The organism is Cytobacillus solani (genome assembly GCF_001420595.1).
Taxonomy (GTDB): Bacteria; Bacillota; Bacilli; order Bacillales; family Cytobacillaceae; genus Cytobacillus; species Cytobacillus solani.
The window spans coordinates 2,726,651-2,741,119 of sequence record NZ_LJIX01000006.1 but is presented as its reverse complement, the minus strand read 5'-3'; the positions used below and the strand labels follow the sequence as shown (position 1 = coordinate 2,741,119).

At 34.8% G+C, this 14,469-nt stretch carries 18 protein-coding genes; 14 read left to right on the top strand and 4 right to left on the bottom strand.

All coding sequences use genetic code 11. The features are described 5' to 3' along the window. The first annotated feature begins 96 nt into the window (after positions 1 to 96). The 6 genes from AN957_RS15530 to AN957_RS15505 all read left to right on the top strand — a co-directional run bounded on the left by AN957_RS15530 (position 97) and on the right by AN957_RS15505 (position 4,001). On the top strand, positions 97 to 1,038 hold the full coding sequence (locus AN957_RS15530; protein ID WP_053476365.1) for a magnesium transporter CorA family protein: 942 nt from the start codon (positions 97 to 99) through the stop codon (positions 1,036 to 1,038). Between the two features lie 228 nt (positions 1,039 to 1,266). Then, positions 1,267 to 1,500 (top strand): hypothetical protein, encoded by a 234-nt coding sequence (locus AN957_RS15525; protein WP_053476364.1) that lies wholly within the window; start codon positions 1,267 to 1,269, stop codon positions 1,498 to 1,500. Between the two features lie 196 nt (positions 1,501 to 1,696). Beyond that, complete coding sequence (locus AN957_RS15520; RefSeq protein ID WP_053477550.1) at positions 1,697 to 2,023, top strand: STAS domain-containing protein; 327 nt, start codon at positions 1,697 to 1,699, stop codon at positions 2,021 to 2,023. Then, positions 2,020 to 2,502, top strand: a complete 483-nt coding sequence (gene rsbW / locus AN957_RS15515) for an anti-sigma B factor RsbW (protein WP_053476363.1) — start codon at positions 2,020 to 2,022, stop codon at positions 2,500 to 2,502. The genes AN957_RS15520 and rsbW overlap by 4 nt, the downstream gene beginning before the upstream one ends. Then, positions 2,468 to 3,250, top strand: a complete 783-nt coding sequence (gene sigB / locus AN957_RS15510) for an RNA polymerase sigma factor SigB (RefSeq protein WP_056684989.1) — start codon at positions 2,468 to 2,470, stop codon at positions 3,248 to 3,250. Before rsbW ends, sigB begins: the two co-directional genes overlap by 35 nt. 316 nt (positions 3,251 to 3,566) lie before the next feature. Next, positions 3,567 to 4,001, top strand: a complete 435-nt coding sequence (locus tag AN957_RS15505) for a hypothetical protein (RefSeq protein WP_053476361.1) — start codon at positions 3,567 to 3,569, stop codon at positions 3,999 to 4,001. Positions 4,002 to 4,123: 122 nt separating this feature from the next. On the opposite strand, the gene AN957_RS15500 is transcribed toward AN957_RS15505, so the two are convergent. Further along, on the bottom strand, positions 4,124 to 4,378 hold the full coding sequence (locus AN957_RS15500) for a GlsB/YeaQ/YmgE family stress response membrane protein (RefSeq protein WP_053476360.1): 255 nt from the start codon (positions 4,376 to 4,378) through the stop codon (positions 4,124 to 4,126). A 243-nt stretch (positions 4,379 to 4,621) separates the two neighbouring features. Here AN957_RS15500 and AN957_RS15495 point away from each other — a divergent pair, with 243 nt between their 5' ends. After that, positions 4,622 to 4,948 (top strand): YflT domain-containing protein, encoded by a 327-nt coding sequence (locus tag AN957_RS15495; RefSeq protein ID WP_053476359.1) that lies wholly within the window; start codon positions 4,622 to 4,624, stop codon positions 4,946 to 4,948. A gap of 114 nt (positions 4,949 to 5,062) precedes the next feature. After that, positions 5,063 to 5,242: a hypothetical protein gene (locus AN957_RS15490; protein ID WP_053476358.1), complete on the top strand. Its 180-nt coding sequence runs from the start codon at positions 5,063 to 5,065 to the stop codon at positions 5,240 to 5,242. Positions 5,243 to 5,346: 104 nt separating this feature from the next. On the opposite strand, the gene AN957_RS15485 is transcribed toward AN957_RS15490, so the two are convergent. After that, complete coding sequence (locus tag AN957_RS15485; RefSeq protein ID WP_053476357.1) at positions 5,347 to 6,708, bottom strand: amino acid permease; 1,362 nt, start codon at positions 6,706 to 6,708, stop codon at positions 5,347 to 5,349. A gap of 171 nt (positions 6,709 to 6,879) precedes the next feature. Continuing rightward, a complete protein-coding gene (locus AN957_RS15480; protein ID WP_053476356.1) occupies positions 6,880 to 7,464 on the bottom strand; it encodes a LysE family transporter in 585 nt (194 codons plus the stop codon). A 115-nt stretch (positions 7,465 to 7,579) separates the two neighbouring features. On the opposite strand from AN957_RS15480, the gene AN957_RS15475 reads away from it, so the two are divergent. The 3 genes from AN957_RS15475 (at position 7,580) to AN957_RS15465 (ending at position 10,654) form a co-directional block, all read left to right on the top strand. Beyond that, entirely contained in the window at positions 7,580 to 8,134 is a 555-nt protein-coding gene (locus tag AN957_RS15475; protein ID WP_053476355.1) for a helix-turn-helix domain-containing protein, read from the top strand. A gap of 135 nt (positions 8,135 to 8,269) precedes the next feature. Further along, positions 8,270 to 9,598 (top strand): radical SAM/SPASM domain-containing protein, encoded by a 1,329-nt coding sequence (locus tag AN957_RS15470; RefSeq protein ID WP_056684987.1) that lies wholly within the window; start codon positions 8,270 to 8,272, stop codon positions 9,596 to 9,598. 498 nt (positions 9,599 to 10,096) lie between these two features. Beyond that, positions 10,097 to 10,654: a GNAT family N-acetyltransferase gene (locus tag AN957_RS15465; protein WP_053476353.1), complete on the top strand. Its 558-nt coding sequence runs from the start codon at positions 10,097 to 10,099 to the stop codon at positions 10,652 to 10,654. Between the two features lie 362 nt (positions 10,655 to 11,016). Here the strand turns inward: AN957_RS15465 and AN957_RS15455 are convergent, their stop codons facing one another. Next, complete coding sequence (locus tag AN957_RS15455; RefSeq protein WP_053476351.1) at positions 11,017 to 11,907, bottom strand: helix-turn-helix domain-containing protein; 891 nt, start codon at positions 11,905 to 11,907, stop codon at positions 11,017 to 11,019. 432 nt (positions 11,908 to 12,339) lie between these two features. Here AN957_RS15455 and AN957_RS27805 point away from each other — a divergent pair, with 432 nt between their 5' ends. The 3 genes from AN957_RS27805 to msrA all read left to right on the top strand — a co-directional run bounded on the left by AN957_RS27805 (position 12,340) and on the right by msrA (position 14,400). Then, positions 12,340 to 12,486, top strand: a complete 147-nt coding sequence (locus AN957_RS27805; RefSeq protein ID WP_156319124.1) for a hypothetical protein — start codon at positions 12,340 to 12,342, stop codon at positions 12,484 to 12,486. Between the two features lie 103 nt (positions 12,487 to 12,589). Beyond that, positions 12,590 to 13,339, top strand: coding sequence for a glucose 1-dehydrogenase (locus AN957_RS15450; protein ID WP_053476350.1), 750 nt, complete (start codon positions 12,590 to 12,592; stop codon positions 13,337 to 13,339). A gap of 101 nt (positions 13,340 to 13,440) precedes the next feature. Further along, the gene (gene msrA, locus AN957_RS15445) at positions 13,441 to 14,400 is read left to right on the top strand and encodes a peptide-methionine (S)-S-oxide reductase MsrA (RefSeq protein ID WP_053476349.1); all 960 of its coding nucleotides are present in this window, start codon (positions 13,441 to 13,443) and stop codon (positions 14,398 to 14,400) included. Positions 14,401 to 14,469 lie beyond the last annotated feature (69 nt).

Genomic DNA, 14,469 nt, shown 5'->3' with positions numbered 1-14,469 from the left:
ACCCATGATTATTTGTACTAAAACATACAGGTTCAAGTTTGGCTTAATGAAGGGAGGGGGAAGAATAATAAAAGGTTACGATAAGGGGTGGATTACTTGCAGGAATATATCGGTGTAAATCAATGGAAATGGGTTCAGGTGAAACAAACTGAAATAGATAATCCCCAATTACAAATGGAAGAGGACGAGTCCATAGACTCATGGCTGAAGGATGTTGACAAAAATAATAAGAATTGCATACGAGTGGACTACTTAAAGAATGGGGAAAAAGCGATGAAAGGTTCACTCATTTATAAACAAAATTTTGAAGTAGAGGAAGACTTTAAAATCTTTCATTTTTATCTGACGTCTGCTCGTTTGATCACGATCAATCTTGATTTCCACATACTAAAACAATTCAATCTCGAAACTTTTCATAAAAGAATAGAATTGACAGAGAATGCAGTTGATGGGTTTTTACTATTTCTTGGTGATCTGATGAATGAAATGTTAGTGGAGATTGATCAGTTTGAAGAAGCGCTAAAACAACTTATTTGGAGTATACGAATAAGGAATGGAACAGGAATTCTTGAACGAGTATTTAAATGCAGACATGAACTATTCATTTGGAAGAATTTATTCATTCCAATTAATGAATTGAAAATGGCTATCGACGAAATGAACTTTCAAGATAGTAAGAAAGGGGAGATCTTAACCTGTACATGTAAGAGGATTGAGCGAGCGATGGTACTATTAGATGGATACGAACGGGAAATCGATTCGATTATTAATCTTGAAGAAGTTATTTCCTCACATCGAGGGAACGAAATTATGAAAACGCTAACTGTTATAACGACGATTTTCACTCCTATTATGGCATTAGGGGCATTATGGGGAATGAATTTTAAGCATATGCCAGAGCTAGAGTGGAAATTCGGTTATATTTTGTCCATTATCTTAATTATTACGTCTACTCTCCTTCTTTATGCTTATTTAAAAGTAAAAGGATGGACTGGAGACCTGCTAAAAGGGAAAAAGAAGGGGTCATTTTTTAAGTAGCAAAGGCTTTTTACTAGATTACAAATATTTCAAACAGATTAAATTCCCAGGTAGAGAGTTTTGTATGTATCTTCTAGTGGTAAAACACTAGCAAGGTTATAAATTAGGTAACCTGACCGACTCAAAATCTAGGAGATGGAGAGTGATAGAAATATGTATTTGCTAGAAAAGAAGACTTAAATGATTTAGAAATGTTAACGATTCATTACTTAAAGGGAGGAAAAGTATATGAATATGAATGACCTTAATATTGTAGATATGTTGATAGAAGAAAATAAAACGAATAAAACTGGTACAAAAAAGCAAGAAGACGAGTATCTTAAACAGGACAGCCAAGTATATGGACATGTCACTGATAAAGATATGCAAGAGCAAAGCGGAATCCGATATGGAAATATCACTTCCGAGGATAACGTAAAAGAAAAGTTAGAAAATAAAGAGGAAGTGTCCCAACCGAAATAGGATTTGAACATTTGAATGAATGTGAGAATAAAAAGACTTGCACAATAAAACGTGCAAGTCTTTCTAACTTGAAATCTCTCGTCTGCTCTACATACTAATATTTTATAGTATTAAAATTTTTTAATAGAAAAGAGTTTCAATTTTAATAGGCGAGGGTATAAAAAAACAAATATTTAAAAGGTGTGATGATATGAAGATGAACATCAATAAACAATATAAAGAGAAGGAAGTATTGGTGTTTGTAGAAGGAGAAATCGATGCATTTACAGCTCCAAAGCTTAGAGAGGAACTGTGGCATTTGTCTGAAAAGGAAAACGCAACCGTGACTATTAATCTAAAGGAAGTCACCTATTTAGATAGTACTGGTCTCGGTGTATTTGTCGGATTATTCAAGCGATTAAATAGTAATAATGGAGAGTTGAAGCTAATTGAGTTATCTAACAGACTTTATAAACTCTTCGAAATGACAGGCTTAATAAACATAATGGATATTTGTGTGAATTCTGAAGATGGAGGGCGATGATGGAAGTGATGGATTATATTGAAATGAAGTTACCAGCTAAGCCTGATAATATTGGGATCGTTAGACTAACATTGTCAGGAATAGCCAGCAGCATGGGATTTACATATGAAGATGTTGAGGATCTTAAGATTGCTGTTAGTGAAGCATGTACGAATAGTGTTCAGCATGCTTATGATAATAATGAGGGTGGAGAAGTAGTTATTGGATTTGGGATTTATAAGGACAAGCTAGAAATGATGGTAGCCGATAGCGGAAGGAGCTTCAATTTTAACCGGATTAAAGCAGAGCTAGGCCCATATACCGAATCAAGTACTGTGGATCAGCTTGCAGTGGGAGGGTTAGGGTTGTATTTAATCGAAACACTCATGGATGAAGTTCGTGTAATGAATCATTCAGGGGTAACGGTCTACATGATGAAGTATCTAAATGGGGAGCGTGAAAATTATGGCACAATCAACCCAATCGGTAAGACGGTCTAAGGAAGAGATTGAGAGCCTAATTTTAGAGTTTCAAAATGGAAACTCAGTAGCCCAAACGACATTAATAGAACATTATACTGCACTTGTAGCAAGCCTCGCAAGAAAATATTCCAGAGGGAGAAATTTTCATGAAGATATCGTACAGGTAGGGATGTTGGGGCTACTATCTGCGATAAGAAGATATGACGTAGAAAAGGGAAGCTCATTTGAATCTTATTTATTTCCTACCGTTATCGGAGAAATTAAGCGATATTTAAGGGATAAGACATGGAGTGTCCATGTACCGAGGCGTATTAAAGAAATTTGGCCGAAATTAAATTCAATAGTGGACGAACTCACTAATCTAAATCAGCGATCACCAAAGATTAACGAAATCGCCTATTATCTTGGTATTTCAGAAGAGGAAGTACTTGAAGCAATGGAAATGGGCAAAAGCTATCAAGCTGCTTCAGTCGATCAGCCGATTGAAACTGGGAGAGAGGGCAGCATATTAACTACCTTGGATGTAGTAGGATCGTCAGATATAGGCTTTGAGAGAGTGGATCGGAAACTATTACTTGAAAGTGCACTTCATGTATTAACAGAAAGAGAAAAGGAAATCATCCATTGCACGTTTATTGAGAATAAAAGCCAAAAAGAAACAGGAGAGCAATTGGGTATTTCTCAAATGCATGTTTCAAGACTTCAAAAAAAGGCAATTGAAAAATTACGAAAAGAGCTTAAAATAGAGTTGGACAATAGCTCATGATAAGCATAACGTGTAATTACATTGTAAGCTATTATTAATAGCACAAATTGAGCCGCCCGAAAAGGTAGTATTAATCTTTCCGGGCGGCTCAATTTGTTAATTAGTGGTAGACACTACAACATCCTGACTGTCAGATAATGTCGCTTTTATTCAGAAGATGTAAATGATGCAGCTGGGAAGAAAAATTCACCCCAGCTTAGAGATTAGACTTTACCAATAAGAAATTCAAAATAAATGATATTCTCTGCTTTCGTTTAAAGGGTTTAAGTGATAAATGATGAATAGATTAAAAAGAGTAAAAATGAGGGGGGCTTGAATGAAAAGAATTCTTATCAATATATTTATTTTTACTATCTCCGTAATAACTCTTATTGGATGCTCAAATAATAATTTCCTTAAAGAGTTTGATTTGAACCAGCTAACTAGAGTTGATGTTCAAATATTCACAGGTGAAAAAAGTGATACTGAAACAATAATTTCAGAGGAAGAAAAGATTGTAACTTTAAGAGAATTATTTGCAAAAGTTGAATGGGAAGAGAACGTAAAGGCTGAAATGGCTCGAAAAGAAGATGTGAAATCAACTTTATTCTTCACATATGATAAAAATATGCCAGAAAGATTAATTGAATATTATATATGGTTTAATCAAGGCGGCACAATAGCGACGATTATGGACAGAGAAAAGAATGCTCTAGGAACATTAGACAAAGAAGATGCCCAAACATTAAAAGATACTCTAGTGAATAACTAAAAGAGCAGGGTGACCTGCTCTTTTTTGTGTGATTTGGTAGATTGAATTTTAATATTAATTCAAGTTTTTCATTCGAGAAGAGAACCAGTTAGGATGTTACTGAGACATCCCTTTTAGCAATTTTAAGCGGAGCGTCTCACACTTCTTAAAACGATGCTGACAATGAATACTAGAGCAACGGCACCTATAAGTGCTGGGATAAAGTGAAAACCACCAATAACAGGTCCCCAATTCCCTAAGATGAATGATCCTAGCCAAGCTCCGATAAATCCTGCGATGATGTTTCCGATCACTCCACCTGGTACATCACGACCAAGAATGAGCCCTGCTAACCATCCAATAATTCCTCCGATTATTAATGCCCAAATAAATCCCATGTTACATCACTCCTTTTAAATAGTTATAGCTAATGTGTACCCGCCTCTATAAAAAATAAACATTTTCGATAGAAATGCATGTTCACACATATATATTTATCTAAAAATCCTACATCTATTTAATAGATTAAGTTAAACAAATGTTTTGAAATCTCTTAAACTGGATATACAACTAGTAGAACCACATGCTGATGAATATATCAATCAGCCAAAAGATTTTTTACACTTAAGGAGGAAAATCAAATGGCAAATGTGATCATTGTAGAAAATGGCGTGGAGGCAAAGGAACAAATTCAGCAATTCATCGATCAAGGATTTACGAAGGAAGACATATATTTATTAGCTCATGATAACAACCGTTCGAATGATCTTACAAATGCTTTGAATATAAAGGATATCGGGGTAGAAGAACAAGGTTTTTTTGATTCATTCGCAAATGTTTTTCGAACAAGGGGAGATGAGCTTCGGTCGAAATTAAAGTCACTTGGTGTATCTTCATCAGATGCGGAGCAATATGAAAGAGAAATGGATCAAGGAAAAGTGGTAGTCCTAGCAACTAGATCTGCATAGGCTGAAATAAAAGAAGAATTGCTAGGAAACTAAAAGCCCCCTTTTGTTTCCTAGTAAGCCTTTTAATTAGTTTTAAATGGATAAGGTCTAATTAAAAATATGAGGTGAATGGATATGAAAATTTCTAATCAAAGCTTAGATACATTATTAGGTGCTGTGAAAACGGCTAGACATACTAAGAGGGAAAAACGCACGTTAGAAGATTATTTTAGGAATCCAATTATTCATAGGGAGATAAGTGGGGAGAGGGTATATGTTCCCTTAAATATAAATAGGGTTTGGAATGAGGTTTAAACCAAATAGTGGAGAATTAGTAGTTGGAAAAATGGGAATATAGAAAAGGCAGATCGCTTCAATAAGCATCTGCCTTTTGTTTTCTGTAAAAACTCTTTAATTATTTATATATTTGCTGATTCCGCCCTCGTTTTTCGTATGAAATAAATAGTAATAAGAAGGATGAACCATACTGGAGTGACGAATAAAGCAACCCGTGTATCTTCGGCAAGAGCAAGTACTACAAGAACAAAGGCGAGAAAGGCAAGAATTAAATAATTTGAGAAAGGATAAAGCGGCAATCTGAATTTGCTCGTTCGTGCTAAGTCTGGTCTCGTTTTGCGATATTTTAAATGACAGATAACCGTTATACCCCAGATAAATAGAAAACATACAGTAGAAATACTTGTAATCAGTGTAAAAACGCCTTCAGGCATGACGTAGTTTAATATAACAGCAATCAAAATGACAACAGTGGAAAAGAATAACGCATTAGAAGGCACCTTCCGTGAAGTAAGCTTAGTAAGCGGGATTGGTGCATTCTTATCCTTTGCTAGCGAATATAACATCCGGCTTGTACTAAAAATAGCACTGTTACACGCAGATGCAGCAGACGTTAGAACAACAAAGTTAACGATACCTGCAGCCGCAGCAATCCCAATTGCAAGGAATACTTGTACAAAAGGACTTTCTGCTGGGTTAATCGCATTCCACGGATAAATACTCATAATAATAATTAAAGCACCAACATAAAAAATTAATATTCGGATAGGGATATTATTAATGGCTTTAGGAATAACTTTTTCCGGATCTTCTGTTTCACCAGCAGTTAATCCCACAAGCTCAATGCCGACAAATGCAAACACAACCATTTGGAAGGAGAGGATAAACCCATTTATCCCATTAGGGAACATTCCGCCATGGCTCCATAAATTTGTAAAGCTAGATACGCCAGAGTCAGTCGAAAATCCTTTTACAATCATGATTAGCCCAATAACAATTAAAGCTAATATAGCAATAATTTTTATTAGAGCAAACCAGAATTCCATTTCACCAAAAAGTTTAACAGTTGCTAGATTCATAAACAGTAAGATAACAAGAGCGATTAAGCCTGGCATCCATTGCGGCACTTCCGGGAACCAAAACTGAGTATAAAGTCCAACAGCTGTTAAATCTGCCATTGCAATTGATATCCAGCAGAACCAATATGTCCATCCAGTAATAAATGCAGCCATATCTCCTAAATAGTCTTTTACAAAGTCAACAAAGGAATGGTATTGTAGATTGCTTAACAGCAGTTCGCCTAGTGCACGCATAATTAAAAAGCAGATGATTCCAGTAATGATGTAGGCAAATAGAATCGATGGTCCAGCCAAATGAATTGATTTCCCTGCACCTAGGAATAATCCAGTACCAATTGCTCCCCCAATTGCAATGAGCTGTACATGCCTGTTTTTTAGACCTCTAGCTAGTTTTTCTTCCTGCATAGATATTCCCACTTTCTCTTATCTAGTTGTTTGCATATACTGCTATAATTTTTTTCTATTATTTTAGCTGTGTACTACGACAGCTTGTTAAAGATTGTAACATACTATATGTTAAATCAAAATACTTGAAAAATAAAAATTAATAGAAAGGGTCACAGGACCCATTTCATGTTAAACAACTAGTATAGAAATTGCACAGTACACTAATAACAAGGCCATAACAATATTGAATTGACGTCGATACTTTACAAGAAACCTTTGAAACAACGAACCAAAAAGACTCCATGTAAATGTACTTAGAAATCCTACAAATGCTAGAAATAATGAGAAAAGGAGCAGACTCAAATTGGACGTGTGATAGGGTAGGATAAAGGTAGATACGACTGTCAGACCATACAATATTCCTTTTGGATTAATGAATTGTAAAAGCATTCCTGTTAAGAAACGGTTGTTTTTGTCTGCTTCATCGCTTGACTCATTCGCTTTACTGGTGAGTATTTTATAAGCTAGATATAGCATATAGATCGTCCCAATAATCATCATGACAAATTCAATTTTAGGAATAATGTTTTTAAGAACAAGATTGAAGTAGCTGGAAGTGATCATAATAACAAAGAACCCTGCACTTACGCCTAAACAAAAACGAATGGTCTTCTTTAATCCATATTTGTTAGCAAATAACATCGCCATGATATTATTCGGACCCGGAGTAAAACTTGCAATAAAAACGTAAAGTAAAAAAGATAATATTGGCATATTGGAACCCTCCATTTGTTTGTATGTTATAATGTTCTAAATAATCAATATAACGACTTACTTTTTATTGTACATAATGGACGTTATATTGTACAGAAGAAAAGGGTGATATAATTTGGAAGATATTCATTTAATCCTTGCCAAAAATTTAAAAGCCTTTAGAGAAAGAAAAAAATTTAGTCTAGAAAAGGTTTCAGAATTAACAGGGGTAAGTAAGACAATGATTGGTCAGATAGAAAGAGGGGAGTCAAGCCCAACGATTACGACAATTTGGAAAATCGCGAATGGGTTAAAGATTTCATTTACTTCCCTCATCAATCAATCGCAGCCAGATACTATAGTCATTCCAAAAAAGGAAGTACAAGTTTTAACTGAAGATAACGGAAAATATCGAGTATATCCCTATTTCCCATTTCATGATGAAAGGCGCTTTGAGGTTTACACAGTAGAAATTGAGTCAGGAGGATTTCTAAGTGCGGATTCTCACGGGGAAGGTACGGAAGAATTTATTACTGTGTTTGAAGGGGAATTAATGATCCAAGTAAATAATATGGATTATACCATTAGAAATGGTGATTCCATTCGATTTAAGGCAGATAGGCCACATACTTATCAAAACTCGGGTGAAACAATTACTAGATTAAGCATGACTATTTACTATCCAGCATAAAAAATCCTATTCAGCAGAATAGGACTTTTTTTGTGGTTTGATGCAAATCACAGAAAATTTTCAAATGAAATTATATAATGAAACATACGTCAAAATTTTTGTCTTTGTTTGGTTAATGAAAAGAGGTTTTTGAAAATGCAGGGCAACAATACATATATTCCTTCGAGGTTTAATGCCATCACTCATACAGATGATAATGGAATCGTCCTATTAAATAGTTATAATGGGGCTATTTGTTATTTTTCAGAAAAAGAGAAAGATGAGGTACTGAATTCTCTAAAAAGAGCAGGTACGAATGAATTAGCATCTGAAATAAAACAAGAGTTATATGCAAATGGTTACTTAGTATCTGTACAGGTTGATGAGAAGAGGAGAGCTCAATTTCTCCATCAATCCATGCATCGGACAGATTTAATGCATCTAGTACTTTTACCTACGGAGGCTTGTAACTTTCGTTGTTCCTATTGCTATGAAACATTTCCTCGGGGAAAAATGAATAGAGAAACCATACGTGGATTACATGCATTTGTAAAAGAAAAAGCGACAACCTTATCGAACTTAAATATAAGTTGGTTTGGTGGAGAGCCACTGTTGGCTTTAGATGTGATTGAAGAGCTGTCTACTTCATTTTTAACAATTGCAAAAGAAAATAACATTCATTATTCTTCTGACCTTGTGACAAACGGATATTTTTTAACAAAAGAGGTATGTCAAAAATTGCTGTCTTGGGAAATACGGCAACTGATGGTCACTATTGATGGAATTGGCAAGATTCATGATCGTAGAAGATATTTAGCAGGCGGAGGGAAAACTTTTGACAAAATAATAGACAATCTAACGAAAGTAAAAGAAATATCAGGTGATTTTGATATGACGATTCGTGTGAATTTCGATGAAAGTAATTTGCAAGAAACGTCAAAATTAATTGAATTCCTGAAGGGTCAATTTGCAGATGATAAAAGATTTGGCATCTTCTTTCGACCAGTTGGTAGATGGGGGGGAGCAAATGATGATGAACTCCCTGTGTGCAGCCAGATTACTTCCAATAAAAAAATTTGGGAATTTACAAATGAAGCAATTACAAATGGATTGGGAATTAGTTCAATGATTTCAGGCTCCCTCATGCCAACAGGTTCGGTTTGTTACGCGGCCAAACCAAATTCTCTAGTTATTGGGTCTAATGGACAGTTATACAAATGTACAATTGCACTTAACGAAGAAATGAATAAGGTTGGAAATATTCATGAAGATGGCAGTGTAACACTTGATTACGACAAAATTGCCGTATGGACAACATCTGGGGAAGAAACGGATTCTGTCTGCCAATCTTGCTATTATCGTCCTGCATGCCAGGGAAACCATTGTCCTCTGTATCGAATGAGAACCGGTGATAGACCTTGTCCATATGAAAAAAGAAATATAAAAAAAGTATTAAACATTATTTGGAAAAATAGTTTGAATTAAAATTTGCTTAGAAGATTTTTGCTCATACAAAGGGGGTGAAATGATGCGTGTTCTACGTCCTGCTACATCACCAGTTACTAATATGAACTCAGGAAAAGTGATAAAATCGGTACCTGGAAACCTAAATTAAGATTAGAATCCTGCCTCCCTATTATCAAAGAATGGGAGGCAGGATTTTTCTATACATCAGAATCTTTATCTAATCAATGTTTATTAAAGACCAGAGTTCAACAAGATGATGAAAAAGATAAAGAAATTATACCAGAATTTTTTAGGGTTTTTACTCTGATGTCTGAGTGTGAGGGTGCATCTGAAACGGCTAAGAAAGTAACTGTAAAACAAATCAGACAAATAGTGGAAGAAACCAGTTCTACAGCTAATTTTTTAGTCTGTTTTTTCGAGAAATTATTTAATTATCCCAATTATACAAATGATTATTTTATAATTAGATAGGATGATGAATTCCCTTGTCCCAGATTTAGAAAGGAGTTTTAAGACATGTCCTATCAGAATAAGAACGAGTTTCCAATCCTTTATACAGATCGCCTAGTCTTAAGGGAGGTCACATATTTGGATACTAATGACATCTATCATTATCTCTCAGATGAAGAAGTGATGAAGTATTATGGGTTAGCCCCTTTCGAGTCCTTAAAAGATGCGGAGGAGGAGATTGACTGGTATCGTAAAATTTTTGATCATAATACCGGTATACGCTGGGGTATAACTTTAAAAGGCAATGATAAGGTAATAGGAAGCTGTGGATTTCTTAACTTCACGAAACAGCATTCACGCGCTGAAGTTGGGGCTGAAATAGCGAGAGAGTTTTGGAGAACCGGAATTGTTTCTGAAGCTTTTCAAGCTATTTTAGCTTACGGATTTAAGGAAATGGAACTGATGAGAATACAGGCTCTGATTGAACCGGAAAATATTGCATCGAAAAAACTTGCTGAAAAAAGCGGCTTTGTGAGAGAAGGGCTTCTTAGAAAATATGAATACACGAATGGAAAGTTTGATGATTTGCTCATTTATTCAATTTTAAGGGAAGAATTCCTATAAAGAAATAATAATTGTTTTAAGAATAATACAAGATAGTATTTACATAGTGTTCTATAAAATGCCTAATTTTTTGTAGTTTGTTAATAGGGAAAGATCAAGCTGTTCTGCTTTTGGGAAGGAGCTGGTCACTATGTATAGAAATAAAAATAAAGGAATTGTTTTAATTTTATGCTCAATCCTTTTCATATTTCTAATTGTGAGTGCTTTCCGTAACATTTCAATTTATGTTGTGTATAGTTCAGGTTTCGGTACCTTCATTATTAGTGGATTACTGATACTGGCAATCATTTTTGCATATGTAAAAGGAAAATAAAACAGTTCACGCAAATAAGAGGGACATTATTTTGCCCCTCTTCCCCAAACTACTCACTGCCTAGAAATTCTCCCTTTTTCTTGTTAACCATTTGAATGTATTCTTGTCTATCTAATAATTGGAAAATGAAAATGGATGTTTTAAATGCAATTCTTATTTTTTGTGGATCAGCATTTAATTCTTCTAAGGACAGGCCTTGTTGGTAATAAAGCTGACCAGCCATTGATACATCTTCATTTTCTGAAGAAAGCTTAATTCCTAATTCAGCATGGATTAGGGAATGTTCATAATCCTGCTGTAAAAAATATAGTTTTGCTAAATTATAATGAATTTTTATTTGAAATCGATGATGCTGTTTAAGAAAATCATGATAGGATAGTATGGTATTATATTGCTGCAGACTTTTTTGAAACATACTATTTTCTGCATAAATAATTGCCAGGCTGTTTTGGATTTTGAAATCTATAAAGTCTTGCCCAAAAAGGGGATGATTGCTGTCTAATAAGTCTTCAAGCATAATTACCGCTTTTTTCCAGTTTAATTTTTGTAAATAGTAACTAGAAATGATATGTACCCATTTAATTAATTGATCGAATTTGTATCCTAAATTCCTAGTAGATTGTTTTAGTTCATTTGAGGTAATTTCAAATGTTTCATTGTAGTCTTTTTTTTTCATTAATTCTTCAAGCATCCGTTCAGTGTCTTGTATGTAGCCTTGCGCATCATTCAATAATATTTTATAAAAATAATCCAAGCTTACCTTTAATCGAATCGAGAGTATGTATAGTATATCTACGCTTGGATATCCCCTTCCAGCTTCAATGCCACTGATAGTTGCTTGCGTGCAAATCCCTTCTGCAAGCTGAGCCTGTGAAAGATTATTTGATTTTCTCAATCTTTTAATTTCTTCGCCTAGAGCTTTAGCATTTAAAACTATCATTTTCTCACCATTATATAAAAAATTTTATATTATTTTAGAAAAAACTATTATTTCCAACTATTATTATATCATACCCCTTTTAACAGCCTAGAATCGAGAACGCAACAAAATATGAATTCTTTTAGAATACAATTATAAATATAAGGATAGGGTGATGAAAAAATGAAAAAAGTAGTAGCAATTCTATTATTAGCAGGAATTTTATATTCACAAGTTGGAGTATCCGTTCCAACAGTAAGCGCAGCTGGAGGAGATGTCACACTACCGTTCGAACATTAATATTTTGTTAGATCAATATCCAAAGCATGTATTTGCTTTGGATATTGACATTTTTAAAAAGAAAGAATATCAGCTAAAAGATGTTTGAGATCGTAATGAATTATTCATACAACCCTGGTATTGGGCAACCTTTATAAAGGTGGGGATGATTTGGTGTCCTTAGGCAATAAGGTGAAATATAATGAAGATATTTATATCATTGTTCATATATATGAATCCGGTTTCGTAGAAATCAAAGATGTCAAACATCTTTATAATGTAGAGCTGGTTCGTATGTCAGATATTAAAGTAATCGAATAATCGATCTAACGAAGCACTCATTAATCCAATGGGTGTTTTTTCTTTTTTGCATTAAAAATGCAATAATGTAAAGATAAATATTAATGATAAAGGGGTCGCGGGAATGGATTTCAGAAATAGAGTCGTTGTAATTACCGGTGCATCTAATGGCATTGGAAAAGTACTAGCTGCTGCTTATGCTGAAAAAGGAGCTAAAATTGTCGTTGCTGATATAGATGAGAAAGCTGGAAAACAAATTGAGTCAGATATTAATAACGATAAAGGGAATGCCCTTTATATTCAGACCGACGTTCGGAAAGAAGAAGAAATCATGCATTTAATGAAAACAACGAAGGCGGAGTATGGGCAAATTGATATCCTTATAAATAATGCTGGCATTTCAAAATGGAAATCGCTGTATGAATTATCAGCTGATGAGTGGGATAATATTTTACATACAAATCTTCGCAGTGTATTTCTTTGTTCAAGAGAGGCAGCGAAGTATATGAAAGAAAATAAAAATGGCGGAGCGATTGTCAATCTTGCTTCCACGCGTGCTCTCATGTCAGAACCGAATTCGGAAGCGTATGCAGCTTCGAAAGGGGGGATTGTTGCATTAACACATGCGATGGCTGTTTCATTAAGTAATGACAAAATTATCGTTAACGCCATATCTCCAGGATGGATAGAAACAGGTAATTATAATAACTTAAGAAAAATTGACCATGAGCAACATCCATCTATGCGTGTTGGCAAGCCAGAGGATATAGCTAGAGCTTGCTTTTATTTAACATCAGTGGAAAATGATTTTGTAACTGGTGTGAATCTTGTGGTTGATGGAGGGATGACAAGGAAAATGATTTATAAAGAGTAAACAGCTTCATCAGTGTTTTTCTTTTAAATATAGTGGTAATCTTAGAATATACACTTAAAGTAATAATATAGTACTTTTAAAATGAAGGAGTGAAAGTATCAATGTCTAATCATTATGAAAAAGCAACATTTGCAGGTGGCTGTTTTTGGTGTATGGTAGCACCTTTCGATGAACAGCCAGGGATTAAAGAAGTGGTTTCTGGCTATACAGGCGGGCATACTGAAAATCCTACATATGAAGAGGTTTGTTCAGATACAACGGGTCATTATGAAGCAGTCCAGATAACATTTGATCCAACGATTTTCCCTTACAAGAAGCTGCTTGAGCTTTTTTGGCAGCAAATTGACCCAACAGATGCAGGTGGACAATTTAATGATCGCGGTCTATCCTATCGAACAGCAATATTTTACCATAATGAAGAACAAAAAGTTATGGCCGAAGCTTCAAAAGATGAGCTTGCAGCAAGCGGACGTTTCTTGAAGCCGATTGTTACGGAAATATTGCCAGCTACTCCATTTTACAGAGCGGAAGAAAAGCATCAGCATTATTATAAAAAGAATGCTTTCCACTACAATCTATATAAAGAGGGTTCTGGAAGGGCACCCTTCATACGTGAAAACTGGAAAAAGTCGAAAAGTGATGCACAGTTGAGGAAAGAATTAACTGAGATCCAGTATGAAGTGACAAGAAATAATGCAACAGAGCCTCCATTTCGGAATGAATTTTGGAATCTTACAGAAGAGGGAATATATGTTGATATTATCTCGGGCGAGCCATTATTTAGTTCGAAGGATAAATATGATGCTGGCTGTGGGTGGCCAAGCTTCACAAAGTCACTGCGCAGTTCAGAAATCGAAGAGAAAATGGATACTTCACATGGCATGCGCCGTATCGAAGTTCGTTCAAAAACATCAGACTCTCACTTAGGACATGTCTTTGATGATGGTCCAGGTCCTTTTTATAATCGGTATTGCATTAACTCTGCGGCACTTCGATTTGTTTCGAAAGATAAATTAGAGGAAGAGGGTTATGGCGAGTATTTGAGTTTGTTTGAAAACTAAATTTTTATTTAAGTATTTTATAAGCGCTTGTCCCCTAGTATTTGATAAGGGGAAAAGCGCTATTTTTTA

Excerpts from the sequence above, each read along its gene's own strand:
- AN957_RS15465 (WP_053476353.1), top strand. The coding sequence starts at position 10,097 with ATGTCCTATCAGAATAAGAACGAGTTTCCAATCCTTTATACAGATCGC.
- msrA (WP_053476349.1), top strand. The coding sequence starts at position 13,441 with ATGTCTAATCATTATGAAAAAGCAACATTTGCAGGTGGCTGTTTTTGG.
- AN957_RS15520 (WP_053477550.1), top strand. The coding sequence starts at position 1,697 with ATGAACATCAATAAACAATATAAAGAGAAGGAAGTATTGGTGTTTGTA.
- AN957_RS15455 (WP_053476351.1), bottom strand. The coding sequence starts at position 11,907 with ATGATAGTTTTAAATGCTAAAGCTCTAGGCGAAGAAATTAAAAGATTG.
- AN957_RS15485 (WP_053476357.1), bottom strand. The coding sequence starts at position 6,708 with ATGCAGGAAGAAAAACTAGCTAGAGGTCTAAAAAACAGGCATGTACAG.
- AN957_RS15490 (WP_053476358.1), top strand. The coding sequence starts at position 5,063 with ATGAAAATTTCTAATCAAAGCTTAGATACATTATTAGGTGCTGTGAAA.
- rsbW (WP_053476363.1), top strand. The coding sequence starts at position 2,020 with ATGATGGAAGTGATGGATTATATTGAAATGAAGTTACCAGCTAAGCCT.
- sigB (WP_056684989.1), top strand. The coding sequence starts at position 2,468 with ATGGCACAATCAACCCAATCGGTAAGACGGTCTAAGGAAGAGATTGAG.
- AN957_RS15450 (WP_053476350.1), top strand. The coding sequence starts at position 12,590 with ATGGATTTCAGAAATAGAGTCGTTGTAATTACCGGTGCATCTAATGGC.
- AN957_RS15470 (WP_056684987.1), top strand. The coding sequence starts at position 8,270 with ATGCAGGGCAACAATACATATATTCCTTCGAGGTTTAATGCCATCACT.
- AN957_RS15500 (WP_053476360.1), bottom strand. The coding sequence starts at position 4,378 with ATGGGATTTATTTGGGCATTAATAATCGGAGGAATTATTGGATGGTTA.
- AN957_RS15480 (WP_053476356.1), bottom strand. The coding sequence starts at position 7,464 with ATGCCAATATTATCTTTTTTACTTTACGTTTTTATTGCAAGTTTTACT.
- AN957_RS15495 (WP_053476359.1), top strand. The coding sequence starts at position 4,622 with ATGGCAAATGTGATCATTGTAGAAAATGGCGTGGAGGCAAAGGAACAA.
- AN957_RS15505 (WP_053476361.1), top strand. The coding sequence starts at position 3,567 with ATGAAAAGAATTCTTATCAATATATTTATTTTTACTATCTCCGTAATA.
- AN957_RS15525 (WP_053476364.1), top strand. The coding sequence starts at position 1,267 with ATGAATATGAATGACCTTAATATTGTAGATATGTTGATAGAAGAAAAT.